Origin of the sequence: Mesorhizobium sp. M1329 (assembly GCF_040318035.1) — a bacterium.
Classification (GTDB): domain Bacteria; phylum Pseudomonadota; class Alphaproteobacteria; order Rhizobiales; family Rhizobiaceae; genus Mesorhizobium.
Genome location: NZ_JAMYLN010000014.1, coordinates 21,373 through 47,553, shown reverse-complemented (window position 1 = coordinate 47,553; position 26,181 = coordinate 21,373). Strand labels below are relative to the sequence as shown.

The window sequence follows — 26,181 nt, the reverse complement described above, 5'->3', positions numbered from 1 at the left end:
ACGGCATGACGGCAGGTCACGCCCGCAGCGGCAGCACGCGGTCGGGCGGGCGATGACCGTCGAAGAAGGCGCGGATGTTGATGATCACCTTCTCGCCCATGTCGATACGGCCTTCGAGCGTCGCCGAACCCATATGCGGCAACAGCACGACCTTGCCTTTGTGGGCGAGCTTCAGCAGCTTGCTGTTCAGCGCCGGCTCGTGCTCGTACACGTCGAGGCCGGCGCCAGCGATCTTGCCGTCATGGATGAGCTTGACCAGCGATTCCTCATCGATGATATCGCCGCGCGCGGTGTTGACTATGTAAGCTGACGGTTGCAGAAGCGCCAGCCGCCGCGCCGAAAGCAGGTGGAAGGTTGCCGGTGTCGATGGGCAATTGACCGAGATAATGTCCATGCGGGCGAGCATCTGGTCGAGGCTTTCCCAATACGTCGCCTCCAACTCGTCCTCGATTGCTGGCAGCACGCGGTGGCGGTTGTGGTAGTGGATCGAGAGGCCAAAGGCCTTGGCGCGCCTGGCGACGGCGGTGCCGATGCGACCCATGCCGACAATGCCGAGCCGTTTGCCCCAGATGCGCCGGCCGAGCATCCAGGTCGGCGACCAGCCCGCCCATTTCTTGTCGCCGGTCAGCACGTTGGCGCCTTCGGCCAGCCGCCGCGGCACGGCCAGCATCAGCGCCATGGTCATGTCGGCCGTATCTTCGGTCAACACGTTCGGCGTGTTAGTGACGGTGATGCCTTTCTTGGCCGCTGCCGCAACATCGATCTTGTCGACGCCATTGCCGAAATTGGCGATCAGCTTGAGGTTGTCGCCAGCCTGGGCAATCAGCGCCGCATCGATATTGTCGGTCACGGTCGGCACCAGCACGTCGGCCTCCTTGACCGCCGCCACTAATTCCGGCTGCGTCATCGGCCTGTCCTCGACATTCAAGCGGGCGTCGAACAATTCGCGCATGCGGGTCTCGACCGGGTCGGGCAATTTGCGCGTGATGATGACGAGGGGCTTCTTTTTGCCTGCCATTGTTTCCTCGAACCCGATCTCGTTGAGACCTCTTTAACCAAGAACGGCGAAACTGAGAGCCGATCGCGGTACCGGTCATCCATGTAACAAGCGGTTCCGCCGAAGACAAAGAAAAAGGGGCGAAGGCCGATGGGCCGGCGCCGAAAGGAACGAAAGTGTCTGGTTTCGCGTCGCTCCGCCTGACCCTCAGTGCAGCATTCCTCGGCGCTCTCATCCATAGCCCACTGGTGATGGCGCAAAGTGCCGCGGCACCCGCCCAGAGCGTCACGCTCGGACCAAGCGGCTTGCCGCTGCCGCGCTTCGTCAGCCTGAAATCCGGCCGCGTCAACTCGCGCGTTGGGCCGGGCGTCAACTATTCCGTCGACTGGATGTATATGAAGCCGGGCCTGCCGATGGAGATCATCCAGGAGTTCGATACGTGGCGCCGGGTGCGCGATGCCGACGGCTCGGAAGGCTGGATCAATCAGTCGCTGCTTTCGGGCCGCCGCACGGCGATCGTCGCCCCCTGGCAGCGCGGCAAGGACGCTCGCGTCAACCTCCTCGACGACCCGGCAAAAGATGCAGGCGTCATCGCGATCCTCGAACCGGGGGTGATGGGCACGATCAAGTCCTGCGATGGCCAGTGGTGCGAAATGACCTTCGACGGCCACACCGGCTGGCTCGCGCAGTCGCTGGTCTGGGGTGCCTATCCCGGCGAAAAGGTCAAGAACTGACTTTTCCGAACCGGAGGTCGGACCAGCGCTGCAAGCACGGATCCGGCATTTGTTTCGCTGATCTTCGGTTCGGGGATGGTTTAGCGGCCGATGCGGCCGAGATGGGTATCCTGGAAACTGCTCGACAGCTTCAAACCATAGCCCAGAGCGCGGTCGATAGCGATGTGGGCGATCCAGATCAGCGCAACAGCTATCGCCATTGCATTGTCAAACACGCTGCCGACAAGCGCCAGCAGAACGGGCAAGATCAGTATGTGCAAGGCGTTGTAGGCGACGGCCCCGACGCGCGGCCCGGCCATGTAACCCAGCATCGACAGGTCGGGCGCCAGAATGAGCACGGCAAACAGCCACCAGGAAACACCGGCGATTGCATAGAAGACAAGAGCCGCCACCGCGACGGCGACCCATTCGAGCCGGAGCGTCAAATCCAGGAATTTCATAAGGCGCCGGTCAGTCGCAGCGTTTCGGACGCAGTCTCACCACGATATCGACATTGGCGATCTCCATGCCCTCCGGCGGTTCCGGCAGGTTGGAAACCGTCACCGGGCCGCTGTCGATATCGAAGATCCTGTTTTCGCCCTCGATATAGAAATGATGGTGATCGGAGGTATTGGTGTCGAAATAAGTCTTCGATCCCTCGACGGCGAGGATGCGCAGAAGACCTGCCTGGGTAAACTGGTGCAGAGCATTGTAGACGGTGGCCAGAGACACCGGCACGCCGGCGGCAAGCGCCTCCTCGTGCAGTTCCTCGGCCGAAAGATGGCGGTCGCCCTTGGCGAAAAGCAGATCGGCCAGCGCGATGCGCTGGCGTGTCGGCCTCAGACCGGCCTCGCGAACCCGCTTGTCCACAGCGACATTATCCTTCCGGCAACCCAGATCCATCTACCCGTCGCGCTCACAGTTCCGCCTCAGACACGCCCAAAATGGCAGAAATAGAGCATCTGCCGAAACTGAACGTGTCGTGACATATATTCTGTCGACCGAATGCGATCAATAGTGCGCATTGACCCGGGCAGACGGGCAGGTTAAGCGCAAACGCCGGTTTCCGGCCTGAAACAGATTGTGTTAGGAAACCACCGACAAGGGCGCCTATCGCCCGAGACGATCACGGGGACGAGATTGATGGCGGGTTCGAAATCCAACTACGGTTACGAGGAATTGCTTGCCTGCGCCCGCGGCGAGCTGTTCGGACCGGGAAATGCGCAGCTGCCCTATCCGCCGATGCTGATGTTCGACCGCATCACCGAGATCAGCGAAACTGGCGGTGCGTTCGACAAGGGTTTCATCCGCGCGGAATTCGATATCAAGCCGGATTTGTGGTTTTTCGCCTGCCATTTCATCGGCAATCCGATCATGCCGGGATGCCTGGGCTTGGACGCCATGTGGCAGTTGACGGGGTTCTATCTCGGATGGCTCGGTGAACCCGGCAAGGGGATGGCGCTGTCGACCGGCGAGGTGAGGTTCAAAGGCATGGTCACGCCCTCGGTCAAGAAGGTGGAGTATGGCGTCGACTTCAAGCGAGTGATGCGCGGTCGGCTTGTGCTTGGCATCGCCGATGGCTGGCTGAAGGCAGATGGCGAGCCCATATACGCGGCAACGGATCTGAAGGTCGGTCTGTCCAAGCAACCGGCCGCCGTCTGAACGAAGACCCTACAGTGCCACGTCTTGGACGTCCAAAGGACGCTGTAGCACTTTAATTTGCGCATGGTTCCGTTCCGGAAATTGATTTCAGGTTCAGGGTCCGCGCTGGAAGGAGTTGCGAATGAGACGGGTCGTAGTCACAGGTCTCGGCATCGTGTCGTCGATCGGCAACAATGCCAACGAGGTGCAGACCTCGCTGCACGATGCCAGGTCCGGCATCAGCTTCTCCGACTCTTTCGCCGAGCATGGCTTCCGTTGCCGGGTGTGGGGTGCGCCGACGCTGGATCCATCGAACATGATCGACCGTCGCGCCATGCGCTTCCTGTCGCAGGGTGCTGCCTGGAACCACGTCGCAATGGACCAGGCGATCGCAGACGCCGGCCTCGACGAGACCGACATCACCAACGAGCGAACCGGCATCGTGATGGGCTCCGGCGGACCGTCGACCCGAGCAATCGTCGAAGCGGCCGAGACCACGATCAAGAACGGAAGTCCCAAGCGGATCGGCCCCTTCGCGGTGCCAAAGGCGATGTCGTCGACCGCGTCGGCGACGCTTGCCACCTGGTTCAAGATCCACGGCGTCAACTATTCGATCTCATCGGCCTGCTCGACGTCTGCGCATTGCATCGGCAATGGCTACGAGCTGATCCAGTGGGGCAAGCAGGACATCGTCTTCGCCGGCGGCCATGAGGATCTCGACTGGACGATGTCGGATCTCTTCGATGCCATGGGCGCCATGTCGTCCAAGTTCAACGACAGGGCATCGGTCGCCTCCCGCGCCTATGACGTCGATCGCGACGGTTTCGTCATTGCCGGCGGCGCCGGCGTGCTGATTCTTGAAGAGCTCGAGCATGCCAAGGCACGCGGCGCCAAGATCTATGCCGAGATCGTCGGCTATGGCGCGACCTCGGACGGCTACGACATGGTGGCGCCGTCGGGCGAAGGCGCGGCGCGCTGCATGAAGCAGGCGCTCGCAACGGTGTCCTCGCCGGTCGACTACATCAATACGCACGGCACTTCGACGCCGGTCGGCGATTCCAAGGAAATGGGCGCCATCCGCGAGGTGTTCGGCGAGAAGATGCCTTTCATCACGTCGACCAAATCGCTGACCGGCCATTCGCTGGGTGCGGCCGGCGTGCAGGAATCGATCTACTCGATCCTGATGATGCAAGGCGGCTTCATCGGCGAGAGCGCCCACATTGACAACCTCGATCCGGAATTCGAAGGCATGCCGATCGTGCGCAAGCGCATCGACGAAGCCAGGATCGACACCGTTTTGTCCAATTCGTTCGGTTTCGGTGGCACCAACGCTACGCTGATTTTCCAGCGCTATTCCGCATAAGGATTTGCCTACCATGGACGGATTGATGAAGGGCAAGCGCGGGCTTGTCATGGGTGTCGCCAACGATCATTCGATCGCCTGGGGTATCGCCCGCAAACTGTCCGAACATGGCGCGGAACTCGCCTTCACTTATCAGGGTGAGGCCTTCGGGCGCCGGGTCAAGCCTCTCGCCGAGAGACTGGGCGCATCGCTGGTCGTGCCTTGCGACGTAGAGGACAGCGCATCGGTCGCTGCCACCTTCGAGACCCTTGGCAAGGCGTGGGGCGGGCTGGACTTCGTCGTCCATGCCATCGGCTTTTCCGACAAGAACGAGCTGAAAGGCCTCTACGCCGACACCAGCCGCGACAACTTCATCCGCACCATGGTGATCTCCTGCTACTCCTTCACCGAGGTCGCCCGTCACGCCGCCACGTTGATGAAGGATAGCGGTTCGATGATCACGCTGACCTATGCCGGTTCGGTCCGTGTCATGCCGAACTACAACGTCATGGGCGTCGCCAAGGCCGGGCTGGAGGCCAGTGTCCGCTATCTCGCCAACGACTACGGCCCGCGCGGCATCAGGGTGAACGGCATATCGGCGGGACCGGTACGGACGCTTGCGGGCGCCGGGATTTCCGACGCACGCCACATGTTTTCCTATCAGCAGCGCAACTCGCCGCTACGTCGTACAGTGACGATCGACGAAGTCGGCGGCTCCGCGCTTTATTTGCTGTCCGACCTGTCCTCCGGCGTCACCGGCGAAATCCACTATGTCGATTCCGGCTATCACATCGTGTCCATGCCGACGCTTGACGAGTTGAAGCGGACCGACGGCGGGCGGGAATAGCGCGAGCGACGTATCGCCGGCTGACCCCGCAGCATTTCAGCGTCGCGCCGAGAAGACCTTGAACATGCCGTCGCGGGCGAGCTCCGCATGGCTGGAGAAGGCAGCCGCCAGCACCGGTTCGTAGGGAAGCTGACGGTTTGCCACCATGAACAGCCGGCCGCCCGGCTTCAGCGCCTTGCCTGCCGCGCGGATCATGCCGGCACCGATTTCCGGCTCAGTCGCCCGGCTGCGGTGAAAGGGTGGGTTCATGACGACCACATCGTAGCGGCGCTCGACCGGTTCGCTCAAAAGATCTATCCAGAAGAAACGTGGCTCCACGCCTGTGTTGCCGACATTGGCCTTCGCCGCCTCCAGCGCTTCGCAATCCGCTTCGTAAAGGTCAAGCGCCGATATGCCGGGTGAACGGGCGGCGACTTCGGCGGCGACATAGCCCCAACCGGCACAGAAATCCGCAACGCCGCCACGCAGATCGTTGGGCAGATTTTCGACCAGCAGCGTCGATCCCGCATCGATCTTGTCGAACGAAAACATGCCTGGGGCCGTGCGGAAGCGGTCCTCGACCACCAAGTCCGGATTGGCGGCGCGAAGCGTTGCCGCGGCAATGGTATCGGCCGGCCTGCGAAACCAGAAAGCAATGCCGTGATGCTTCGGCAGGTGGCCTTCGAGCGGCACAAGGGCGCCGACATGCTTGCGCAGGCTGGCGATGCCATCGTCCTTGCCGCCCGCGACGACGATCAACCCGCCTGGTGCCACGCGTTCGACCGCTTCGGCGACGCGCAACTCGTTTTGGCCGCGATGGCGGCCGGCGAGCACAAATGCCGCGTCGAAAGTCTCGCCTTCGACCTGCGGCGTCACCGTGAAGCCGGATGCCTGCAAGGCGCGAAAATGCGGCCGGAAGCCTTGGACGAGATGAAGCCTGGCATCAAAGCCTTCAGGCAAGCGAAAGCCGGGCTCGGCACCGAGAAAGAGAATGCGTTCATCCTTTCCTGGCAGGGAAACAGCCCCGGCCTCGAATGGATGGAAAAGCGTCTTCAGCGGCTCGGCGGACATTCACCTACTCTGCAAGGCTGTTGTTGAAATGCAAACGGGCGCGACCTTCCGGCCCGCCCGCTTCGATTGCATAGTTAGATCAGCTTAGGCGGCGTTTTCTTCGCCTTCGCTCTTCTTGTCGCGCACGATTTCCTTGCCGGTAGCCTGGTCAACGACCTTCATCGACAGGCGAACCTTGCCGCGCTCGTCGAAGCCCATCAGCTTGACCCAGACCTTGTCGCCTTCCTTGACCACATCGGAGGTCTTGGCGACGCGGTCATTAGCGAGCTGCGAGATGTGGACGAGGCCGTCACGCGGACCGAAGAAATTGACGAAAGCGCCGAAGTCGGCGGTCTTGACGACCGTGCCTTCGTAGATTTCACCGACTTCCGGCTCGGCGACGATGGTGTGTATCCATTTCTTCGCCGCCTCGATCTCCTTGGCATTGGCCGAAGCGATCTTGACCGTGCCGTCGTCCTCGATGTTGATCTTGGCGCCGGTCTTTTCGACGATCTCGCGGATGACCTTGCCACCCGAGCCGATCACGTCGCGGATCTTGTCGGTCGGGATGTGCATGACCTCAATGCGCGGCGCGAACTCGCCGAGCTCGGCACGTGCGCCGGACAACGCATGGGCCATTTCGCCGAGAATGTGCTGACGGCCATCCTTGGCCTGGTCGAGCGCGATCTTCATGATCTCCTCGGTGATGCCCTCGATCTTGATGTCCATCTGCAGCGAGGTGATGCCGTAGGCGGTGCCGGCAACCTTGAAGTCCATGTCGCCGAGGTGGTCCTCGTCGCCAAGGATGTCGGAGAGCACGGCGAAGCGCTCGCCTTCCTTGATCAGGCCCATCGCAATGCCGGCGACCGGCTTGGCAAGCGGCACGCCGGCGTCCATCAGCGCCAGCGAGGTGCCGCAGACGGTAGCCATCGACGACGAGCCGTTGGACTCGGTGATCTCCGAAACGACGCGCAACGTATAGGGGAACTGGTCGGCGGTCGGCAGCATCGGCCGGATGGCGCGCCAGGCGAGCTTGCCGTGGCCGATTTCGCGGCGGCCCGGCGAACCCATGCGGCCGGTTTCACCGACCGAATAGGGAGGGAAGTTGTAGTGCAGGAGGAACTTCTCCTTGTACATGCCGGTCAGCGAATCGACATACTGCTCGTCCTCGCCGGTGCCGAGCGTGGCGACGACCAGCGCCTGGGTCTCGCCGCGGGTGAACAACGCCGAGCCGTGCGTGCGCGGCAGGACGCCGACTTCCGAGACGATCTTGCGGACCGTCTTCAGGTCGCGGCCGTCGATGCGCGAGCCGGTGTCGAGGATGTTCCAGCGCACGACCTTGGCCTGGAGTTCCTTGAACACGGTGCCGATCTGTTCGGACGTGTATTTGGCCTCTTCGCCTTCTGCCGGCGCGAACGCGGCCTTGACCTTCGCCTTGACGGCGTCGACGGCGGCATAGCGCTTCTGCTTGTCGGTGATCTTGTAGGCGTCGCGAAGCTCGCCTTCGACGATCTTCAGCATCTCGGCTTCAAGTGCGGAATAGTCCGGCGCGGTGAAGTCGCGCGGGTCCTTGGCGGCGACTTCGGCCAGCTTGATGATCGCGTCGATCACCGGCTGGAAGCCCCTGTGGCCGAACATGACGGCGCCGAGCATCAGGTCCTCGCCGAGTTCCTTGGCTTCGGACTCGACCATCAGCACGGCGTCGGCGGTGCCGGCGACGACCAGGTCGAGCTTCGATTCCTGCATCTCGTCGACATGCGGGTTGAGCACGTATTCGCCGTTGATGTAGCCGACGCGGGCGCCGCCAACCGGGCCCATGAACGGCACGCCGGACAAGGTCAAGGCGGCGGATGTGGCGACGATCGACAGAATGTCCGGGTCATTTTCGAGATCGTGCTGGACGACGGTGACGACGATCTGGGTGTCGTTCTTGTAGCCCTCGGCGAAGAGCGGGCGGATCGGGCGGTCGATCAGGCGGGAAACCAGTGTTTCCTTCTCGCTCGGACGGCCTTCACGCTTGAAATAGCCACCCGGGATCTTGCCGGCGGCGTAAGTCTTTTCCTGGTAGTTGACCGTCAGCGGAAAGAAGTCGAGGCCGGGCTTCGGCTCTTTCATCGAGACGACGGTGGCGAGAACCTTGGTTTCGCCATAGGTGGCCAGCACCGCGCCGTCAGCCTGACGTGCGATCTTGCCGGTTTCGAGAATGAGCGGACGGCCGCCCCATTCGATTTCCACTTTGTGGTAATTGAACATGTCTTGTCCTTCGTATGCGGAAAGGGCCGCGCCGTTTCAGCGTGCGCGGATGCCCCTTTCCCTTGGCTTCCTTTCTCGGGCAGCCACGGGCAAGACAACGGGAGGCTCGGCTTATTCGGCGCGGTGCCGCACGAGCGTCCTGCAATCCTGCCCCATGACCGTCCATGGGCGGTTTCGAGTGGCCCTCTGCTGTTTCGAAACCGGTTGGCCAATCGATCCGACTGGCCTTGCGCGTGAACCCGAAAACCAGGTTTTCGGAAAATATCCCGCGCAAATCTAAACTTCAGAGCGTCCTTTGCGCATCCAAACCGATGCGCGGCGCTCTACTTTCTTCATTGGAGCCTTGGATGACCCGATGCTCCAATGCGCGACCGGCGGGCTCTCGAAAGAACCCGCCGGTCAATTCGTCAACGGCGCAGACCGAGCTTCTCGATCAGCGTCTGATAGCGCGCGTCGTCCTTGCGCTTGAGATAATCAAGCAGGCTGCGGCGCTGGGAAACGAGAGCGAGCAGACCACGGCGGGAATGGTTATCCTTCTTGTGGTCCTTGAAATGGTCGGTCAGGTTCTTGATGCGCTCGGAAAGGATAGCCACCTGGACTTCCGGAGACCCGGTGTCGCCCTTGGCGGTTGCGAATTCGCCCATCAATTCCTTCTTGCGTTCGGCAGTAATCGACATCGTGTTTTTCCTTGTGTGTTTGAGGAAACGGGACGCCCTCAGCCGGGATGTCGTCCAGCAGGGGCCGGTGCAAGCAACGCGTCAAAGCGCGAAACTGCGGCGCATATAGTGCAATTCCGACAAAAAGGCCAGCCCAATTCACAAGCCGGCTTTTTGCTGCATAAACGGGCACTTCCGCTCGGTCAGAGCCATTTCTTCCATTTGAAGTACGCGTAGAGCCCGACCGCAACGAGCAGCATGAAGACGAGCGACAGGGGATAGCCGTAATAGGCTTTTAGCTCCGGCATATTCCAGGGCGAGGTGTCGGGGTCGAAATTCATCCCCACACGCCGACGAGAAATGTGAGCGGCAGGAAGATCACCGAGACGATCGTCAGATAACTGATGACGTCGTTGGTGCGCGCCTGGCTGAGCGACAAGTGCATCTCGATCAGGCCGGTCAGCATGTCGCGCTGGGTTTCGACCAGTTCGATCAATCGCAGCGAATGATCGAGCGTGTCGTTCAGAAATATCTTGGTTTCGGCCTTCACATAGGGCACGTCGTTGCGGATCATGGTCGCCAGCGCATCGCGCATCGGCCAAAGCACGCCCTTCAGCACATTGGCATCGCGCCGCAATTCGTGAAGCTGCCGCATCTGGTGCTTGTGCGCCTGGTTCAGCATCTGGTCCTCGATGCTGTCGACCAATTCGCCGGCAGCCTCGATCGGCGGGAAATAGCTGTCGACGATGGCGTCGATCAAAGCATAGGCGAGATAGTCGGCGCCGCGCGAGCGCAAGCGGTTGGGCACCGAGCTTGCGATTCGCTTGCGCACGGGATCGAACGGGTCGCCTTCGCGCTCCTGGAAGGTGACGACGAAGTTCTTGCCGAAGAAGACGGTGATCTGTTCGTAGCGATGCGCGGTGACATCGTCGATCATCCTGACGACGACAAAGGCATGGTCCTCGAAGAAATCCACCTTCGGCCGCTGGCCCGTGTTGACGACATCTTCCAGCGCCAGCGGATGCAGGTTGAATATCCGGCCGATCTCCTCGATCAGCCGGATGTTGGCGAGGCCTGTGCAATCGAGCCAGATGACCGGCCAATTGTGGCAATGGGTGTCGACGTCGTCGATGCTGGCATTGTCGATGGTCTTGAACTTCTCGGGCGAGATCAACGTCAGCCTGAGCTCGGAGCGGCGTGCCGCCGGGTCGGCGATCAGCGTGCCGGGCGAAGCCCCGACCGGCGGCCGCCGTGTGTTGAGCACCGCCCGCTTCCTGCCCGTCTCAGCCTTTGCCATATGCCCCCTCGAGTGCAGCGTCGGATGGCCCTACAGCGCCGCGCATCCCTTCGGACGGCAAACGACGCCGTAGCCCTGTTGATTTAGCGCATGATCCTTTCCCAAAATAGAATCCGGTTTGGAGATCATGCGCCGAGAGACAGCTGTTACCCGATAAAGACCCGCTTTGGCTTGAACATGCCTTGCTCGATGGCGCCGATGGCGACCAGCTTGCCGCGCGCGGTGGCGCAGGCCTCTTCAGCTTCTACCGGCGCGTCACGGCCGCGAATGATGACCGGATTACCGAGGCGGATTTTGGTTGCCGCATCATCGCTGATCGCGACTTGCGGCAGGCATTCGAGCGCCGCCGCGGTGTCGACCAGAAGTGCATCGATGGCACCGAAGTCGATCGGCGCGTCCGCTGCTAGCGAACCTTCCCCGCTCTGTTCGCCGAAGCGGGCGGCCTCCAGCTCGGCCAGGGTGACGAAATCGTCCTGCGTGAACGGCTCGACCTCGACCCGCCGCAGCTCGGCGATGTGACCAAAGCAGCCGAGGTCGCGGCCCATGTCGCGCGCCAGCGAGCGGACATAGGTGCCCTTGCCGCATTCGACCTCGAAGATGGTGCGATCGGCCATGTGCTCGACCACGTCGAGCCGGCCGATCTCGACCTCGCGTGCCGGAATGTCGACCGTCTCGCCATCGCGAGCAAGATCATAGGCGCGCTCGCCGGCGATCTTGATCGCCGAAAATTGCGGCGGCGTCTGCATGATGACGCCGGTATATTTCGAAAGCAGCGCCCGTACGTCGGCTTCAGCCGGACGACGATCCGAGCTTTTGGTCGCCGGGCCTTCGAGGTCGTCGGTCGAACGCTCCTCGCCCCAGGCAACCGTGAAGCGGTAGACCTTGGCACCGTCCTGGACGTAAGGCACGGTCTTGGTCGCTTCACCAAGTGCTATCGGCAGCATGCCGGACGCCAGCGGGTCGAGCGTGCCGGCATGGCCGGCCTTCTCCGCCTGGAACAGCCATTTGATCTTGGAGACGGCTTCGGTCGAGCCCATGCCGACCGGCTTGTCCAGTACCAGCCAGCCCGAGATCGGCCGGCCCTTCTTCTTGCCGCGACGCGCCACTATTCGCTGTCCTTCCGGTCGTCTTTGTCTTTGTCGTCGGCGCTGAGATCGCGCGCCACTTCGGGCGAGTGCAGCAATTCGTTGATCTTCTGGAAATTGTCGTAGCTGGTATCGAGCCGGAAGCGGAATTCCGGCATGTACTTCATCTGCCGCAGCGCGCCGGAGACGCGGCCGCGAACAAACTTCGCATGCTTGTTGAGCGCTTCGACCACCGCACCGGCATCCTTGGCGCCGAGCGGCGAGACGAAGGCGGTGGCGATCTTCAGATCGGGCGACATACGCACTTCGGAGACCGAGACCACGGCATTCTCGATCAGCGGATCGAGGATCTCGCCGCGCTGCAAAGTCTCGGACAGCGCATGGCGCACCTGCTCGCCGACGCGCAGCATGCGCTGGGAGGGGCCTTTGGTAGATGCTATCATTTTTCTTTCCAGACTGTCGCGCCGAGATCGGGTTGATGCGCCGACTTATCAGGATACCACAACGCGTATTGAGTTTTGCTTGAGTGAACGCTGCTTTGCGTCGTCGGAGAGACGTTGGAAAACATCTCTTACAAACGTTCGACTTTCGTCAGATGAGCCGAACGCGCGTTTGGGCACATAGTGTGCTGATCCAGCTGAAACAAACCCCACTAGTCTCTCCGTCTCGTATATCTGATCGATGTCCGGAAAACCCAATCTCATAAGGCTGTGGGCGCTTTTCCACTGCAACCCGTCTGCTTCGATGGAAAAAACAACCGCTGTTTCAGTTCTTCGTTGTCTTATCCAGCGAATACCCAGACGCCGGGCAAGCCTCATTACGAGCTTGGCGCCTGCGAAATAGAGTAAAAATGCTATCGATGCGGAAGCCGCGAGTCCGCCCACCCTGCCCAGAGAACGGCCCCAATGGGCCCACGACCAGCCTAAGAACCAGCCAATGGCTAGACCCAGAAGCAGATAAACAGGCCAGCACCAGTATCTCTGCCAAAAGCTAAACGCATTGCGGGCCGCTGCGCGACCCGCAATGATCGATTCCTCATAGTTCGGCGTGAAGCCAATCTCCATCGGCAAACCGAACCTTCTATAGCGTCCTGGTCACCATCTCGACGCGGAAGCACTCGATGACGTCGCCGACGCGCATGTCCTCGTAGTTCTGGAAGGCCATGCCGCATTCCTGGCCTCCCGGAACTTCCGAAACCTCGTCCTTGAAGCGCTTCAGGGTCTTCAGCGTGCCTTCGTGGATGACGACATTGTCGCGGATCAGGCGCACGCCCGCACCACGTTCGACCTTGCCTTCGGTGACACGGCAGCCGGCGATCTTGCCGACCTTGGTGATGTCGAAGATCTCGAGGATCTCGGCATTGCCGATAAAGGTCTCGCGACGCTCCGGCGAGAGCAGGCCGGAGAGCGCCGCTTTCACATCATCGACCAGATTGTAGATGATCGAATAGTAGCGGATCTCGATGCCTGCCGCAGCCGCGGCCGCGCGGGCCTGCGCATTGGCGCGAACGTTGAAGCCGATGATCGCAGCCCCCGAGGTTTCCGCCAGCGACACGTCGCTTTCGGTGATGCCGCCAGCCCCGGCATGGACGATGCGGGCGCGCACCTCGTCGGTTCCGAGATTGTCGAGCGCCGCGTTGATCGCTTCGATCGAGCCCTGCACGTCGCCCTTGATGACCAGCGGGAATTCCTTCAATCCGCTGGTCTGCAACTGCGACATCATCTGTTCAAGCGAGCCGCGCTGGCCGGCATGCCTGGCCACCGCCTTCTCACGCGCCAGACGCTGGCGATATTCGGTGATCTCGCGGGCGCGGGCTTCGTTGTTGACAACGGCGAAACGGTCGCCGGCCAACGGCGTACCTTGCAGACCGAGGACTTCCACCGGCATTGCCGGCGGCGCTTCCTTGACCTGCTCGCCGCGATCGTTGACGAGCGCGCGTACCCGGCCCCATTCGTTGCCGGCGACGAGAATGTCGCCCGGCATCAGCGTGCCGGTCTGCACCAGCACGGTAGCGACTGGGCCGCGGCCCTTGTCGAGCTGGGCTTCGATGACAACGCCTTCGGCGGTGCGGTCCGGATTGGCCTTCAGGTCGAGGATTTCGGCCTGCAGCAGGATCGCTTCGAGCAACTTGTCGAGATTGATGCCCTTGGTCGCCGACACCTCGACATCCAGCACCTCGCCGCCCATCGATTCGACGAACACCTCGTGGCGCAGCAGTTCCGAACGCACCTTCTGCGGATCGGCGTCATGCTTGTCGATCTTGTTGATCGCCACGATGATCGGAACGCCGGCCGCCTTGGCGTGATTGATCGATTCGATCGTCTGCGGCATGACGCTGTCGTCGGCTGCCACCACGAGGATGGCGATATCGGTCGCCTGGGCGCCGCGGGCACGCATCGCGGTGAAGGCGGCGTGGCCGGGCGTGTCGATGAAGGTGATCTTGTGACCGTTCTTCTCGACCTGATAAGCGCCGATATGCTGGGTAATGCCGCCGGCTTCGCCGGACACGACGTTGGCATTGCGGATGGCATCGAGCAACGAGGTCTTGCCGTGATCGACATGGCCCATGATCGTTACCACCGGCGGACGCGGCTGCAGGTCCTCGGGACGATCGGCGATGTTGAACAAGCCCTCTTCGATGTCGGACTCGGCGACGCGGCGGACCGTGTGGCCAAATTCGGTGGCGACGAGTTCGGCCGTGTCGGCGTCGATCACGTCGCCAGGCTTCAGGATCTGGCCCTGCTTCATGAAGAACTTGACCACGTCGACAGCGCGCTCGGACATGCGCTGCGCCAGCTCCTGGATGGTGATGGTTTCGGGCAGGATCACTTCACGCATGACTTTCTCGCGTGGCTCGTTATGCAACGCGCGCTTGAATTTCTCCTGACGGCGGCGCATCGACGAGAGCGAGCGGGCGCGCGCATCCTCGTCGGAAAGAGCCGAATTCAGCGTCAGCTTGCCGCGGCGGCGGTCTTCCTCGCCCTTGGTCGGCTTGGCCGGACGCGCCACTTCGGGCGTGACCAGACGGCGCACTGGTGCACCGGCACCGGTCCGCTTCGGCTTGACCTCTTCCTCGTCATCCACTGTCGCCAGTTCGGCGGCCAGCGGCGCACGGCGGCGCGCCTCTTCCTCGGCACGGCGGCGGGATTCGGCCTCGGCTTGCAGCCGTGCCTCTTCCTCGGCCTGACGTCGAGCCGATTCCTCGCGCTCGCGGCGGCGGCGCTCTTCGTCCTCGCTGCGGCGCTTGGCTTCCTCGATGGCGCGCTGGCGATCCTCGACGTCGCGGACCTTCGAGCCCTCGAGAGCCCTGCGGCGTGCTTCCATTTCCTGGCGCGACAACTCGTTCAGCACCATGCCGCCGCGTTCGACCGGCGGCGGAGGCGGCGGCGCCTTGGGAGCTTCCTGCACAGCAGGCGCTGCCGCGACCGGCTTCGGCGTGAAGACGGATACAGGCGCTGCCGCCGGCTCCGGCTTGTCGCCGGGCAGCGAGAACTTGCGCTTCTTGGTCTCGACGACCACCGACTTGGTGCGGCCGTGCGAGAAGTTCTGGCGCACAGTGCCCTGCTCCATACCGGGGCGCTTCAGCGTCAAGGTCTTCTTCGGCGTAACACTCAGCGTCTTGTCGTCGCCCGATTTCGTATCGCTCATTCCATATCCTCTGCGGCATCATCTTCGTCAGCAACGGCCGCAAGCATTGCCAGATCGTCCGGGGAACCGCCCCGATATCGGTCGAGCGCAACCATGCGCTTCTGGACCGCCCTGCCCGCGTCTCCCGCGAGAACGGCAGCATGTATCACATTTGTACCCCCCAATGCCAAGCTCAACTCGGCCTCGGAGAAAAGTTTGTAAGCGCGGATCGCAGGCCCGCCGAGGTGGACGGTTGCCCGTCGCGCCTGGCTTATCTTGCGGACGCCATCGTCGGAAGCCTCGGTCGCGTGGAGCACGAAAAGTGCAAGTCCGCCGCGCACGGCGCTCTCGACCTTGGTCGCTCCGAGCGCTATGGCGCCCGCCTTGCGGGCCAGGCCAAGCATGCCCAAAGCGGACCTGGAAAGCAGCGCGTCGACCATACCACCAAGATCGGCCGGCACGGTCACCTGCGCCTTAAAAGCACGGGCAAACAGGTTTTTGGCCGCTGCCTTTTCTATATGTAGGCGGTCGGCCGTCACCCAGCAACCGCGGCCGGGCAGGTTTCTCTTGATGTCCGGAACGACGGCCGAATCCGGGCCGACGACGAAACGGATCAGCTCATCCGGTTCGGCTTGCCTGCGGGTGACGATGCAGGTGCGATCGTTCATCTCGTCCAAGGGCGGGTTCGGTGCGATGCGGTTTCACCTCACGCACCGACGGTTTCGTCAGCCGGCGCGCCCTCGGCGGCAAGCTCGTCTTCGGTGATCCAGCCAGCCTTCAGGCGAGCGGCCAAGACCATCTGCTCGGCATCGGCGCGCGACACGCCGTGGTTGGCGAGCACACCCGGGAATACCTTCGTCTCGCCGTCCTTGCGTTCCTTCCAACCGGTCAGGTCGTCGGCGGCGTAGCCGGCGAAATCCTCGATCGTCTTCACGCCGTCCTCGCCGAGCGTCACCATCATTGCGGTGGTGATGCCGGGAATCTCGCGCAATTCGTCCTTGACGCCGAGCGCCTTGCGCTTCTCGTCATGCTCGGCTTCGATCTTTTCCAGATATTCGCGGGCGCGGGTCTGGATTTCCGAAGCCGTGTCCTCGTCGAAGCCGTCGATCGACGCGATTTCACCGGAGTCGACATACGCGACCTCCTCGACGCTGGTGAAGCCTTCGGAAGCGAGCACCTGACCGACCATCTCGTCGACGTCGAGGGCTTCCATGAACAGCGACGACCGTTCGACGAATTCCTTCTGGCGGCGTTCGCTCTCTTCCTGCTCCGTCAGGATATCGATGTCCCAGCCGGTGAGCTGCGAGGCAAGACGGACGTTTTGGCCACGGCGGCCGATGGCCAGCGACAGCTGATCGTCGGGAACGACGACCTCGATGCGCTCGGCATCCTCGTCGAGCACGACCTTGGCGACTTCCGCCGGCTGCAACGCATTGACGATGAAGGACGCGGCCGAAGGCGACCACGGAATGATGTCGATCTTCTCGCCCTGCAATTCACCGACGACCGCCTGGACGCGGCTGCCGCGCATGCCGACGCAGGCGCCGACCGGATCGATCGAGCTGTCGCGCGAGATGACAGCGATCTTGGCGCGCGAACCGGGATCGCGGGCGACCGACTTGATCTCGATGATGCCGTCGTAGATTTCCGGCACTTCCATCGTGAACAGCTTCGCCATGAACTGCGGATGGGTGCGCGACAGGAAGATCTGCGGGCCGCGCTGTTCGCGACGCACGTCATAGACATAGGCGCGGACGCGATCACCATATTTGTAGTTTTCGCGCGGAATCAGCTCGTCGCGGCGGATGATCGCTTCGCCGCGGCCGAGATCGACGATGACGTTACCGTATTCGACGCGCTTGACGGTACCGTTGACGATCTCGCCGATACGGTCCTTGTATTCGTCATATTGCCGGTCGCGCTCGGCCTCGCGCACCTTCTGCACGATGACCTGCTTGGCCGACTGGGCGGCGATACGGCCAAAATCCATCGGCGGCAGCTGTTCGGCGATGAAATCGCCGAGCTGGGCATCCGGATTGCGCTCGCGTGCCGAGGAAATGGCAATCTGGGTCGCGTAGTCGTCGACCTTCTCGACCACTTCCATCAGCCGCTGCAGCTTCATCTCGCCGGTATTCGGATTGATATCGGCCCGGATATTGGTTTCCTGGCCGTAGCGCGAGCGCGCGGCCTTCTGGATCGCATCGGCCATGGCGGCGATGACGATCGACTTGTCGATCGACTTTTCACGCGCGACCGCATCGGCGATCTGCAGCAGTTCAAGCCTGTTGGCGCTTACAACCATCTTCTTTCTCCCGAGCTTGTTGCCGACCTTTACGGCCGGCAGCCCAATCACATTTCCTGTTCGGTTTCGTCTTCCGCACCCTCTGGTGCGTCTTCGGGTTCGCCGCGGCGTTTCCTGGCTTCCTTGCGCGCCCGATTGTCCTTCGACAGCGCATCGCGGATAAGATCGTCGGTCAGGACCAGCCGCGCTTCGGCAATCGCGTCGTAGGGAACACGCACCGTCGGCTCCTCGCCGTAAGCGGCCTTGTCGCGCTCGATCAGCACACCGTCCGCGTCGCTTTCGGCGATCTTGCCCTTGAAGCGCTTGCGGTCGGCGACGAGAACCGATGTTTCCATCTTCACCAGGTGGCCGGTCCAGGCTGCAAAGTCCGATTTGCGGACCAGCGGCCGGTCGATGCCCGGCGACGACACTTCGAGATGATAAGCCTTCTCGATCGGATCATCGACATCGAGAGCCGGCGACACCGCCCGGCTGACCTCTTCACAATCTTCGACCGTCATGGTGCCGTCCTCGCGCTCGGCCATGATCTGCAGCGTCAGCCCGTTCTGGCCCGACAGGTGCACACGTACCAAGCGGAAGCCAATGGCGCGCAGTACCGGCTGAACGATCAGCGCGATGCGCGCATCGATGCCGCTTTCGCGGATGATGCGGTCGTCGCCTTCGCTTGCCGTCACTGTCATTCGGTCCCTGTCGCTCGATTCCTATTTGGCCGGCAGGTAATAAAAAAGAGCGGGACCGGGTGGACCCACTCTTCGTCATACCGACCAAGAATTTGAAGCTGATATAGACGATCATGGTCCTCGTTTCAAGCCCGTCCTGCATGACGGCAAGGCTCCGAGTCCGCAGCGCTGCGCCAAATGCATGGCGCCCATGCAGTGATCCCCTTTGAGCACCGGCGGCGCACGACTATCTATGTTGCATTGCACAATTGGAGCGCTCGCTGCGCTCGAAAGGGTACCATCATGAACGATCGTCGATTTTTTTCAGCCATAGGCAATGTCTTTTGCGTGTTCGGCAGCGCCGTAGCAGCGTCGCGAGCCGTGGAAAACGGTCGCAAGCCGCTTGCGCATGATTTGCGCAATCTCGGGATGGAGCCGGCAGCCTTCGACAAGATCCGTCGCTTCTGAGCCAGGTGAGCGCCGAGGGCCTTCGGCCCGCTCGCCTTGTGCTCAGCTCTAATTTCCCGCTTATTTCCGCACGAAGGTGAGATAGGCGGGCCGGCGGCCTTCGCGAATGGCCTTGGCCTCATAGCGCGTCCCCGGCCAGCCATCATAGGGCCGATGCCAGTCGGCCGCTTCGCTTGCCTGCCACGTGAAGGCGCCGTGCGCCCGGCAATGCAGGAGCGTCCAGTTCACATAGCTGTCGATGTCGGACGCAAAGTGGAACTTTCCGCCGTGCTTCAGGACACGCGCGAAGCGGTCGAGATTGACCGGGCTGACGAAGCGCCGCTTCCAGTGCTTCTTCTTCGGCCACGGATCCGGATAGAGAAGATCAATGCCGTCAAGCGAAGCCTGCGGCAGCCAGTCCAGCAGGCGTGTGGCGTCGTCGTCATAGACGCGCAGATTGGCAAGCGGCCGCTCCCGGACCGCCATCATCATCTTGGCCATGCCGTTGACGAAGGGCTCGACGCCGATAAACCCGGTCGCCTGGCTGGCCGTGGCACGGTGCAGAAGATGTTCGCCGCCGCCAAAACCGATTTCGAGCTGGACAGCCGAAACTTCTGCTTCGAAAAGGCTGCGCAGATCGGCTGGCGGTTCAACCGTCAGATCGAGCTTGTAGGCGGCGAAACCGCTCTCCAGCGCCGCCGCCTGCTGTGGTCGAATGGTCTTGCCGCGCCGGCGACCGAAAAATGCCTCGGTCGCACGGCTTGGCCGGTCCTTCGGGTCCATAGGCGCCGCGGTTAGGCGGCGACTGCTTCGGCGACCGGTTCGGCGAGAGCGTCCTTGAGCGCCTTGGCGAGATCGGTCTTCTCCCAGGAGAAGGATCCGTCGCGGCCGGCCTTGCGGCCAAAATGGCCGTAGGACGACGTCTTGGCATAGATCGGCTTGTTGAGATCGAGGTGGCGGCGGATGCCGGACGGCGACAGGTCCATCACGGTGCGCAGCGCACGCTCGAGCTTTGCCTCGTCGACCTTGCCGGTGCCGTGCAGGTCGACGTAGATCGACAGCGGCTGGGCAACGCCGATTGCATAGGAAAGCTGGATCGTGCAGCGATCGGCGAGCTTTGCGGCAACCACGTTCTTGGCGAGATAACGCGCCGCATAGGCGGCCGAGCGATCGACCTTGGTGGTGTCCTTGCCGGAGAAGGCGCCGCCGCCATGGGGCGCAGCCCCACCATAGGTGTCGACGATGATCTTGCGGCCGGTCAGGCCGGCGTCGCCGTCGGGCCCGCCGATGACGAACTTGCCGGTTGGGTTGATGTACCAGTTGCAATTGTCGGCGATCTTCAGATCGCCCAGTGCTTCGCGGATATAGGGCTCGACGACGTTGCGCACCTTCTTCGAATCCCACGTCTCATCGAGATGCTGGGTCGACAGCACGATCTGCGTCACTTCCGCCGCTTTGCCGTCGACATAGCGGACGGTGACCTGGCTCTTGGCATCCGGCCCGAGCCTGCCGGCATCACCGCTGCCTTCATGGCGCGCAGTGGCCAGCAATTCGAGGATCTTGTGGCTGTAATAGATCGGCGCCGGCATCAGGTCCGGGGTTTCGCGGCAGGCATACCCAAACATGATGCCCTGGTCGCCGGCTCCTTCCTCGCCTTGCCGGTCGGAAGCGTTGTCGACGCCTTGGCCGATATCCGGCGACTGGCCGTGCAGCAGGACCTCGATCTTGGCCGTCTTCCAGTGGAAGCCGGCCTGCTCGTAGCCGATTTCGCGGATTGCCTTGCGGGCGACCGACTTGAACTTGGCTGGGTTGACAATCGGATGGCCGGCCGCATCCTTCAGGACGTTGCCCTCCTTGTCCTTCTTGAGCAGCGTCTCGGGGACGCGCACCTCGCCGGCGATGACAACACGATTGGTCGTCGCAAGCGTCTCGCAGGCAACGCGGACCTTCCACGGGTCCATGCCGGTCTTTCTGGCTTCGCGATAGACGAGATCGACAATCTCGTCGGAGATGCGGTCGCAGACCTTGTCGGGATGGCCCTCGGCAACGGATTCCGAGGTGAAGAAGTAATTGTGCCGCGTCACGGGTGTCCCCTCTTGAAAAAAATATCGGCAGGCCGCCGATTTTGGCGCGCCAGTTGTTAACGGTGCCGGGCGCCGCTCGTCAAGCCATGCAGCCGTTCTGGCATGAATTTTGACGTTATTATCTTTGCATCCCGAGACGGCGGCAGGGCGGACTGCGATCAGCCCTCGCACCAACAGACTGAGGAAAACGGCTTCGAGGAAGTGTGTCGAGCGAAATCGATCCGCGCTTTAGCGTATCTGCGGAATACACATCCCTCGATACGCGCAGCGGCGAGAAATTACATCCCAGCTACGACGACCTCTTCCTCTTTGAACTCTTCACGGGCCAGTCAATCGACCTCGCCGGCGGAGAGCGACTTCACAAGCTCGATGATCTTGCGGCGCACTTTCACGTCGGCGATCTTGACGAAGGCGCGGTTCAGCTGGAGCCCTTCCGGGCTGCCGCAGAATTCGACGGCGGAGGTCATCGACGCATCCTCGGCAAATCCACGGGTGCCCACGGACTCCTGACCGGGCGCATCCTCGAAGAAGAAGGCGACGGGCACGCCGAGTATGGAGGCGATTGCCTGCAGACGGCTGGCGCCGACGCGATTGGTGCCCTTTTCGTACTTTTGGATCTGCTGGAACGTTATGCCGAGGTTTTCGCCCAGTTTTTCCTGGCTCATTCCCAGCATATTGCGGCGAAGCCGGATGCGGCTTCCGACGTGGATGTCGATCGGATTCGGCTTTTTCTTGTTTTCTTCTGTCATTTTTTCCTCGCCGAATTTTTCCGGCTTTTCCATTTTGCTGCCCAAACGAAGACGGCGGCCCGTGCCCCATCAGAACGACCTTATCGACTTCGAAAATTTTCAGGCGCTTACAGTATGAGTTTCTAATGTGTCGGCTGTCAATTCGCCCGTAGCCTTTGCCTTACGTTCAAAATGCATGCCGCAACGGCAAGCAAAAACATGATCAGCATTCCGTTAATGCGTCGTTGGCTGGAGGAAACGATGGCTTGGTTGGAGATCGGCACACGCACATCGATGGCGCCGCGTGCATCGATTGCCAGCGCGTCGACGATGCGACCGCGCGGGTCGACAACGGCCGAAATGCCGTTATTAGCCGCGCGCAACAGGGGTACCCCATTCTCCACCGCCCGGATCTGCGCCTGCCGGAAGTGCTGGTACGGCCCCGGCGTGTCGCCGAACCAGGCGTCATTGGTGACATTCACAATAAGCTCGGCTGCCGTTGCGTCAACCGCGACCAGATCGGGAAAGATGACCTCATAGCAAATAAACGGCAGCGCCCGGATACCGCCGGGCAGCGCGATCGGGTGCCGCTCATTGCCGGCCGCGAAGGTCATCGGACCGGCAACAAGCTGCTCAAGCCCGAAGCGGCCGAGCAGATCGGCGAAAGGCAGGTATTCGCCGAAGGGTACCAGGTGGACCTTGTCGACGGCATCGACGATTTCGCCCCTTTCGTCGATCGCCACCACAGAGTTGTAGTAACGGCTGCCGGCCGCCGAGCCGCTTTCCTCGCGAACGACGCCGGCGACCAGCATCTGGCCATCGCCAAGCATCTCTCCGATCGCAGGCAGGGCATCCGGACGTTCGGTGAACAGAAACGGCACGGACGTCTCCGGCCACAGGATCAATTGCGGCCTGTCATGGCCGGGTTCCGGCGCCTTGGCCGAAAGCCCCATCATGGTGGCGAAAATGCGGTCACGCACCGAGGCATCCCATTTTTCCGTGAGGTCGACGGCAGGCTGCACGATACGGACGTCGAGGCTGCGGGCAGCCGGCTTTTCGGGGGCGGCGAGCCGGATATACCCGAAGCCGGCATGGGCGGCGACGAGAACGACAAGCAATGCCGCGCCGAGGCGAAGATGCCGGCGCGCCGCAAGCAGCGCCGGCAGCGCGAAGACGAAGACCGCAAGCGCGTTCATGCCGACCATGCCGGTCACCGAGACGCTCTGCATCAGCAAAGGCACCGGCATCGCCGCATAGCCGACGGCATTCCACGGAAAGCCCGTGAACAGGAAGCCGCGCAGCCATTCCGCCAGCGCAAAGCCGAAGGCCAGCGCGGCGATGCGGCCAATGTCGTTGCTCCACAACAGCCGGGCAACCACGGCAGCGAAACCGTAAAAGAAGGCCAGCGCGAGGGGGATGCCGACCACCGCGAACGGCAAAGCCCAGGCAAAGCTGTCGGCCTCGACCAGAAGCGCCGAGCCGACCCACCAGAGACCGGCAAGAAAGTAGCCGAAACCGAACCACCAGCCGGTGGCGAAAGCCGGCCGCAAGCGCCGCAGAAAACCGTCCGAGGCTTCGCTGGTCGCGCCATCGAGGAGCCACACCAGCAGCGGGAACGAAACGAAGCAGACGGCGAAGAAATCATAAGGCGCCTGGGCAAGAACCGCCAGCGCCCCGGCAAGAAACGCCACCAGCGCGCGCCGCCAGCCCCAAAGCAGAATTATCCGGCCGGCCTGGCGCTCCATCAATGCTTCCGAGTCGTGCGAATCAGGAAGCAAGATTTATCAGGCCGCGGGCTTGGCTCCAAACAAACCCTAAGCCTGCTCGGTGCGGACGGCGCGGCGGCGCCGCTCGCCCTTCAGGGTCTCGACGATGCGCACGCGCTTGACGCGGCGCGGATCGGCGTCGAGCACATGGAACTCGAAGCCGGGTATGGCCTGCACCACTTCGCCGCGCGCCGGCACCCGGCCAAGCGTGTTGAAGATCATACCGCCGATCGTGTCGACATATTCGCCGTGCTCGCCGGCGGCGAAATCCTCGCCGATCATCTTGGCGACGTCGTCGATCTCGGCCTTGCCGTCGACGATGAAGACGCCTTCGCCGGCCTGGGTGATCATCGGCTCGTCTTCGTCATGCTCGTCCTCGATGTCGCCGACCACCATCTCGACAATATCCTCGAGCGAGACAAGACCGTCGGTGCCGCCATATTCGTCGATGACCAGCGCCATCTGGGTGCGCGTCGTCTGCATTCGCCCCATCAGGTCGGAGGCGAGCATCGACGGCGGCACGAACAGCACCGGTCGGATCAGGTTGAGATCGCCGATGGTGCGCGCCAGATCGACCTGGGCGAGATCGAGAACCGTCGCGACCGGAGTTTTCCTGGTCGTCCTGCCCTTTCTGACGCGGGCGACCTTGGTGATGTGCGCCAGCACGTCGCGGATATGAACCATGCCGCGCGGATCGTCGAGCGTCTCCGAATAAACCGGCATGCGGGAGTGGCCGGACTGTTCGAACAGCCCCAGAAGATCGCCAAGCTTCGTCGTGATCTCGACCGCCTCGATGTCGGCGCGCGGCACCATGACGTCCTCGACCCGCACTTCGCGCAGGCGCAGGATGTTGTTGAGCATGGCGCGTTCGCCGGGCGAGAAGGATTCTGCATCGCTCGCCGTTTCGGCAAGCGCACCGGCAATCTCCTCGCGCAGACTGGTGCCGTTGCGGTGCCTGAAAAGCCCGAGCACGCGATCGAACAGGGAAGGACCGGCAGGCGATGCCTCGCTGGCGAAGCTGCCGGTCGTGGTACTCGGACTCGAGCCCTCTTCCGTCGTTTCGGAAGGCTTGATCGCACTGCCGGCGTCGGAGCGGGCGGCAGTCTCTGGTTTGTCGTTCATCATCGTCCGGTCAATTGGTCTTTTGTAATTACGTGTAGGGATCGGGAATGGCAAGCCTCGCAAGTGCTGCGCGCTCTGTCACTTCCATCAGTTCCGCTTCGGCATCCGTTTCGTGATCATAGCCCAGCAAATGCAGCAGGCCATGAATGACGAGATGGGAGATATGGTCCTCGAGCGGCTTATGTTCCAGTGCCGCTTCGCGCGCGACAGTCTCGGCGGCCAGCACGATGTCGCCGAGCATCGGCGGCAGAGGCCCGCCCCTGGCAAACGGAAAAGCCGGAAAAGACAGGACGTTGGTCGGCTTGTCCTTGCCGCGCCAGCCGGCATTGAGCGTACGGATATGGGCATCGTCGGAAAAGACGATGCTAAGCTCGGAACGGCCCTCCGCGCCGGTTTCGGCAAAGGCGGCCGAGACCGCACGGTCGACAAGCCGCATCAGCGCCGCCTCGTCGGGCCAGTCGCCCGCCTCGATCGCGATATCGATTTCGACGGGAAGCGGTGCCCCCGCCTTTTGCTCCTCAGCCATGCGGCCGCATAATCATATCAGCTTTCGACACCCAAGCCCCTGGCCAGCTTGCCGTCACGGTCGTAGGCCTTGACGATCTCGGCGACCAGCGGATGCCTGACGACGTCGCCTTCATTGAAGCGTACGGTCACCATGCCGGTGACGCCGTCGAGGATTCTCAACGCCTCGACCAGGCCGGACTTGGTGTTCGGCGGCAGATCGATCTGGGTCGGATCGCCGGTGACGATCATGCGCGAGTTCTCGCCGAGCCGGGTCAGGAACATCTTCATCTGCATCGGCGTGGTGTTCTGCGCCTCGTCGAGGATGACGGCGGCGTGCGCCAGCGTACGGCCGCGCATGAATGCCAGCGGCGCGATCTCGATGACCTCGGCGGCGATCGCCCGCTCGACCTTGTCGGCCGGCATCATGTCGTAGAGCGCATCATAGAGCGGCCGCAGATAGGGATCGACCTTCTCCTTCATGTCGCCCGGCAGAAAGCCAAGCCGTTCACCGGCCTCGACCGCGGGGCGCGACAGCACGATGCGTTCGACCATGCCGCGTTCGAGCAGCATTGCCGCATGCGCCACCGCCAGATAGGTCTTTCCGGTGCCGGCCGGGCCGATGCCGAAGACGAGTTCCGACCGCTCCAGCGCGCGCATATAGGCGTCCTGGTTGAGCGAGCGGGCATAGATGGTCTTCTTGCGCGTCGATATCTGGGCGGCGGACACCTTGCCCTTGCGCTCCAGCGTCGGCAGCGTCAGCTGGTCGTCGGAGGCGATCGCCATGCGTACCGCGCCGTCGACATCGGACTGGCCGATATCGGTGCCTTTCTGGAGGATGCCGTAAAGATTGTCCAAGGCACGGCGCGCCTGCTCAGCGGCCGAAGAGGAGCCCTTGATGGTCAATTGATTGCCGCGCGAGCGGATATCGACGCCGAGCTTCTGCTCGAGCCTGGCCAGATTCTCGTCGAACTGGCCGTAAAGGGCGCTGGCAAGCTTGTTATTGTCGAAAGTCAGTACGATGTGCGCCATATCCGAGGCCCCGGAGGGTAGATTCTGGGGCAGGTTCTTGACTTCAGCAG

25 protein-coding genes and 1 pseudogene are annotated in these 26,181 nt (G+C 62.3%); 5 read left to right on the top strand and 21 right to left on the bottom strand.

Annotated elements, in window-relative coordinates:
• Positions 1 to 16: 16 nt before the first annotated feature.
• Positions 17 to 1,018 (bottom strand): 2-hydroxyacid dehydrogenase, encoded by a 1,002-nt coding sequence (locus NKH21_RS16245; RefSeq protein WP_254816279.1) that lies wholly within the window; start codon positions 1,016 to 1,018, stop codon positions 17 to 19.
• Positions 1,019 to 1,173: 155 nt separating this feature from the next.
• On the opposite strand from NKH21_RS16245, the gene NKH21_RS16240 reads away from it, so the two are divergent.
• The gene (locus tag NKH21_RS16240) at positions 1,174 to 1,731 is read left to right on the top strand and encodes an SH3 domain-containing protein (RefSeq protein WP_023676915.1); all 558 of its coding nucleotides are present in this window, start codon (positions 1,174 to 1,176) and stop codon (positions 1,729 to 1,731) included.
• Between the two features lie 80 nt (positions 1,732 to 1,811).
• Here NKH21_RS16240 and NKH21_RS16235 read toward each other — a convergent pair whose 3' ends face one another.
• The gene (locus NKH21_RS16235; protein ID WP_023676914.1) at positions 1,812 to 2,171 is read right to left on the bottom strand and encodes a DUF4260 domain-containing protein; all 360 of its coding nucleotides are present in this window, start codon (positions 2,169 to 2,171) and stop codon (positions 1,812 to 1,814) included.
• A 10-nt stretch (positions 2,172 to 2,181) separates the two neighbouring features.
• Positions 2,182 to 2,613, bottom strand: coding sequence for an iron response transcriptional regulator IrrA (irrA, locus tag NKH21_RS16230; protein ID WP_023676913.1), 432 nt, complete (start codon positions 2,611 to 2,613; stop codon positions 2,182 to 2,184).
• A 240-nt stretch (positions 2,614 to 2,853) separates the two neighbouring features.
• Here irrA and fabA point away from each other — a divergent pair, with 240 nt between their 5' ends.
• From fabA to fabI, 3 genes are all read left to right on the top strand, one after another.
• Positions 2,854 to 3,372, top strand: a complete 519-nt coding sequence (gene fabA, locus NKH21_RS16225; protein WP_352866191.1) for a 3-hydroxyacyl-[acyl-carrier-protein] dehydratase FabA — start codon at positions 2,854 to 2,856, stop codon at positions 3,370 to 3,372.
• Between the two features lie 121 nt (positions 3,373 to 3,493).
• Positions 3,494 to 4,714, top strand: coding sequence for a beta-ketoacyl-ACP synthase I (fabB, locus tag NKH21_RS16220; RefSeq protein WP_352866188.1), 1,221 nt, complete (start codon positions 3,494 to 3,496; stop codon positions 4,712 to 4,714).
• Positions 4,715 to 4,727: 13 nt separating this feature from the next.
• On the top strand, positions 4,728 to 5,540 hold the full coding sequence (gene fabI, locus NKH21_RS16215; RefSeq protein ID WP_352664258.1) for an enoyl-ACP reductase FabI: 813 nt from the start codon (positions 4,728 to 4,730) through the stop codon (positions 5,538 to 5,540).
• 36 nt (positions 5,541 to 5,576) lie between these two features.
• Here fabI and NKH21_RS16210 read toward each other — a convergent pair whose 3' ends face one another.
• The 11 genes and pseudogenes from NKH21_RS16210 to rimP all read right to left on the bottom strand — a co-directional run bounded on the left by NKH21_RS16210 (position 5,577) and on the right by rimP (position 18,469).
• Positions 5,577 to 6,590, bottom strand: coding sequence for a class I SAM-dependent methyltransferase (locus tag NKH21_RS16210; RefSeq protein ID WP_352866186.1), 1,014 nt, complete (start codon positions 6,588 to 6,590; stop codon positions 5,577 to 5,579).
• A gap of 84 nt (positions 6,591 to 6,674) precedes the next feature.
• Positions 6,675 to 8,822: a polyribonucleotide nucleotidyltransferase gene (pnp, locus tag NKH21_RS16205; RefSeq protein ID WP_292654001.1), complete on the bottom strand. Its 2,148-nt coding sequence runs from the start codon at positions 8,820 to 8,822 to the stop codon at positions 6,675 to 6,677.
• Between the two features lie 407 nt (positions 8,823 to 9,229).
• Positions 9,230 to 9,541, bottom strand: a complete 312-nt coding sequence (rpsO, locus tag NKH21_RS16200; protein WP_352866269.1) for a 30S ribosomal protein S15 — start codon at positions 9,539 to 9,541, stop codon at positions 9,230 to 9,232.
• A 140-nt stretch (positions 9,542 to 9,681) separates the two neighbouring features.
• A pseudogene (corA, locus tag NKH21_RS16195) lies at positions 9,682 to 10,775 on the bottom strand (magnesium/cobalt transporter CorA).
• A gap of 146 nt (positions 10,776 to 10,921) precedes the next feature.
• Positions 10,922 to 11,881, bottom strand: coding sequence for a tRNA pseudouridine(55) synthase TruB (gene truB / locus NKH21_RS16190; RefSeq protein WP_352866183.1), 960 nt, complete (start codon positions 11,879 to 11,881; stop codon positions 10,922 to 10,924).
• On the bottom strand, positions 11,881 to 12,303 hold the full coding sequence (gene rbfA / locus NKH21_RS16185) for a 30S ribosome-binding factor RbfA (protein ID WP_352866180.1): 423 nt from the start codon (positions 12,301 to 12,303) through the stop codon (positions 11,881 to 11,883). Before rbfA ends, truB begins: the two co-directional genes overlap by 1 nt.
• A gap of 48 nt (positions 12,304 to 12,351) precedes the next feature.
• The gene (locus tag NKH21_RS16180; protein WP_352866267.1) at positions 12,352 to 12,924 is read right to left on the bottom strand and encodes a YcxB family protein; all 573 of its coding nucleotides are present in this window, start codon (positions 12,922 to 12,924) and stop codon (positions 12,352 to 12,354) included.
• Positions 12,925 to 12,940: 16 nt separating this feature from the next.
• Positions 12,941 to 15,508, bottom strand: a complete 2,568-nt coding sequence (gene infB / locus NKH21_RS16175; protein ID WP_352664270.1) for a translation initiation factor IF-2 — start codon at positions 15,506 to 15,508, stop codon at positions 12,941 to 12,943.
• Positions 15,505 to 16,155: an RNA-binding protein gene (locus NKH21_RS16170; protein ID WP_352488163.1), complete on the bottom strand. Its 651-nt coding sequence runs from the start codon at positions 16,153 to 16,155 to the stop codon at positions 15,505 to 15,507. Before NKH21_RS16170 ends, infB begins: the two co-directional genes overlap by 4 nt.
• Positions 16,156 to 16,193: 38 nt before the next feature.
• Complete coding sequence (gene nusA / locus NKH21_RS16165; protein WP_352686820.1) at positions 16,194 to 17,789, bottom strand: transcription termination factor NusA; 1,596 nt, start codon at positions 17,787 to 17,789, stop codon at positions 16,194 to 16,196.
• Between the two features lie 47 nt (positions 17,790 to 17,836).
• Entirely contained in the window at positions 17,837 to 18,469 is a 633-nt protein-coding gene (gene rimP / locus NKH21_RS16160) for a ribosome maturation factor RimP (RefSeq protein WP_023719564.1), read from the bottom strand.
• 282 nt (positions 18,470 to 18,751) lie between these two features.
• Between rimP and NKH21_RS16155 the strand changes: the two genes are divergently transcribed.
• On the top strand, positions 18,752 to 18,916 hold the full coding sequence (locus tag NKH21_RS16155) for a hypothetical protein (RefSeq protein ID WP_352866177.1): 165 nt from the start codon (positions 18,752 to 18,754) through the stop codon (positions 18,914 to 18,916).
• Positions 18,917 to 18,976: 60 nt separating this feature from the next.
• On the opposite strand, the gene trmB is transcribed toward NKH21_RS16155, so the two are convergent.
• The 7 genes from trmB to NKH21_RS16120 all read right to left on the bottom strand — a co-directional run bounded on the left by trmB (position 18,977) and on the right by NKH21_RS16120 (position 26,131).
• Complete coding sequence (gene trmB, locus NKH21_RS16150) at positions 18,977 to 19,678, bottom strand: tRNA (guanine(46)-N(7))-methyltransferase TrmB (protein WP_352866175.1); 702 nt, start codon at positions 19,676 to 19,678, stop codon at positions 18,977 to 18,979.
• 11 nt (positions 19,679 to 19,689) lie between these two features.
• Positions 19,690 to 20,979, bottom strand: coding sequence for a methionine adenosyltransferase (gene metK / locus NKH21_RS16145; RefSeq protein ID WP_352866173.1), 1,290 nt, complete (start codon positions 20,977 to 20,979; stop codon positions 19,690 to 19,692).
• Positions 20,980 to 21,308: 329 nt separating this feature from the next.
• Positions 21,309 to 21,728, bottom strand: a complete 420-nt coding sequence (locus tag NKH21_RS16140) for a helix-turn-helix domain-containing protein (protein WP_352664277.1) — start codon at positions 21,726 to 21,728, stop codon at positions 21,309 to 21,311.
• A gap of 137 nt (positions 21,729 to 21,865) precedes the next feature.
• Positions 21,866 to 23,452 (bottom strand): apolipoprotein N-acyltransferase, encoded by a 1,587-nt coding sequence (gene lnt, locus NKH21_RS16135; RefSeq protein WP_352866171.1) that lies wholly within the window; start codon positions 23,450 to 23,452, stop codon positions 21,866 to 21,868.
• Positions 23,453 to 23,521: 69 nt separating this feature from the next.
• Positions 23,522 to 24,595, bottom strand: coding sequence for a hemolysin family protein (locus NKH21_RS16130; protein ID WP_254816261.1), 1,074 nt, complete (start codon positions 24,593 to 24,595; stop codon positions 23,522 to 23,524).
• Positions 24,596 to 24,623: 28 nt separating this feature from the next.
• Complete coding sequence (gene ybeY / locus NKH21_RS16125; protein ID WP_352866168.1) at positions 24,624 to 25,121, bottom strand: rRNA maturation RNase YbeY; 498 nt, start codon at positions 25,119 to 25,121, stop codon at positions 24,624 to 24,626.
• Positions 25,122 to 25,138: 17 nt separating this feature from the next.
• Complete coding sequence (locus NKH21_RS16120) at positions 25,139 to 26,131, bottom strand: PhoH family protein (RefSeq protein ID WP_473556448.1); 993 nt, start codon at positions 26,129 to 26,131, stop codon at positions 25,139 to 25,141.
• Positions 26,132 to 26,181: the final 50 nt, after the last annotated feature.

Excerpts from the sequence above, each read along its gene's own strand:
- infB (WP_352664270.1), bottom strand. The coding sequence starts at position 15,508 with ATGAGCGATACGAAATCGGGCGACGACAAGACGCTGAGTGTTACGCCG.
- rimP (WP_023719564.1), bottom strand. The coding sequence starts at position 18,469 with ATGACAGTGACGGCAAGCGAAGGCGACGACCGCATCATCCGCGAAAGC.
- NKH21_RS16235 (WP_023676914.1), bottom strand. The coding sequence starts at position 2,171 with ATGAAATTCCTGGATTTGACGCTCCGGCTCGAATGGGTCGCCGTCGCG.
- NKH21_RS16155 (WP_352866177.1), top strand. The coding sequence starts at position 18,752 with ATGAACGATCGTCGATTTTTTTCAGCCATAGGCAATGTCTTTTGCGTG.
- NKH21_RS16130 (WP_254816261.1), bottom strand. The coding sequence starts at position 24,595 with ATGAACGACAAACCAGAGACTGCCGCCCGCTCCGACGCCGGCAGTGCG.
- lnt (WP_352866171.1), bottom strand. The coding sequence starts at position 23,452 with ATGGAGCGCCAGGCCGGCCGGATAATTCTGCTTTGGGGCTGGCGGCGC.
- NKH21_RS16245 (WP_254816279.1), bottom strand. The coding sequence starts at position 1,018 with ATGGCAGGCAAAAAGAAGCCCCTCGTCATCATCACGCGCAAATTGCCC.
- trmB (WP_352866175.1), bottom strand. The coding sequence starts at position 19,678 with ATGGACCCGAAGGACCGGCCAAGCCGTGCGACCGAGGCATTTTTCGGT.
- irrA (WP_023676913.1), bottom strand. The coding sequence starts at position 2,613 with ATGGATCTGGGTTGCCGGAAGGATAATGTCGCTGTGGACAAGCGGGTT.
- NKH21_RS16170 (WP_352488163.1), bottom strand. The coding sequence starts at position 16,155 with ATGAACGATCGCACCTGCATCGTCACCCGCAGGCAAGCCGAACCGGAT.
- ybeY (WP_352866168.1), bottom strand. The coding sequence starts at position 25,121 with ATGGCTGAGGAGCAAAAGGCGGGGGCACCGCTTCCCGTCGAAATCGAT.
- NKH21_RS16180 (WP_352866267.1), bottom strand. The coding sequence starts at position 12,924 with ATGGAGATTGGCTTCACGCCGAACTATGAGGAATCGATCATTGCGGGT.
- fabI (WP_352664258.1), top strand. The coding sequence starts at position 4,728 with ATGGACGGATTGATGAAGGGCAAGCGCGGGCTTGTCATGGGTGTCGCC.
- pnp (WP_292654001.1), bottom strand. The coding sequence starts at position 8,822 with ATGTTCAATTACCACAAAGTGGAAATCGAATGGGGCGGCCGTCCGCTC.
- NKH21_RS16210 (WP_352866186.1), bottom strand. The coding sequence starts at position 6,590 with ATGTCCGCCGAGCCGCTGAAGACGCTTTTCCATCCATTCGAGGCCGGG.
- fabA (WP_352866191.1), top strand. The coding sequence starts at position 2,854 with ATGGCGGGTTCGAAATCCAACTACGGTTACGAGGAATTGCTTGCCTGC.
- NKH21_RS16120 (WP_473556448.1), bottom strand. The coding sequence starts at position 26,131 with ATGGCGCACATCGTACTGACTTTCGACAATAACAAGCTTGCCAGCGCC.
- NKH21_RS16140 (WP_352664277.1), bottom strand. The coding sequence starts at position 21,728 with ATGACAGAAGAAAACAAGAAAAAGCCGAATCCGATCGACATCCACGTC.
- rbfA (WP_352866180.1), bottom strand. The coding sequence starts at position 12,303 with ATGATAGCATCTACCAAAGGCCCCTCCCAGCGCATGCTGCGCGTCGGC.
- fabB (WP_352866188.1), top strand. The coding sequence starts at position 3,494 with ATGAGACGGGTCGTAGTCACAGGTCTCGGCATCGTGTCGTCGATCGGC.
- nusA (WP_352686820.1), bottom strand. The coding sequence starts at position 17,789 with ATGGTTGTAAGCGCCAACAGGCTTGAACTGCTGCAGATCGCCGATGCG.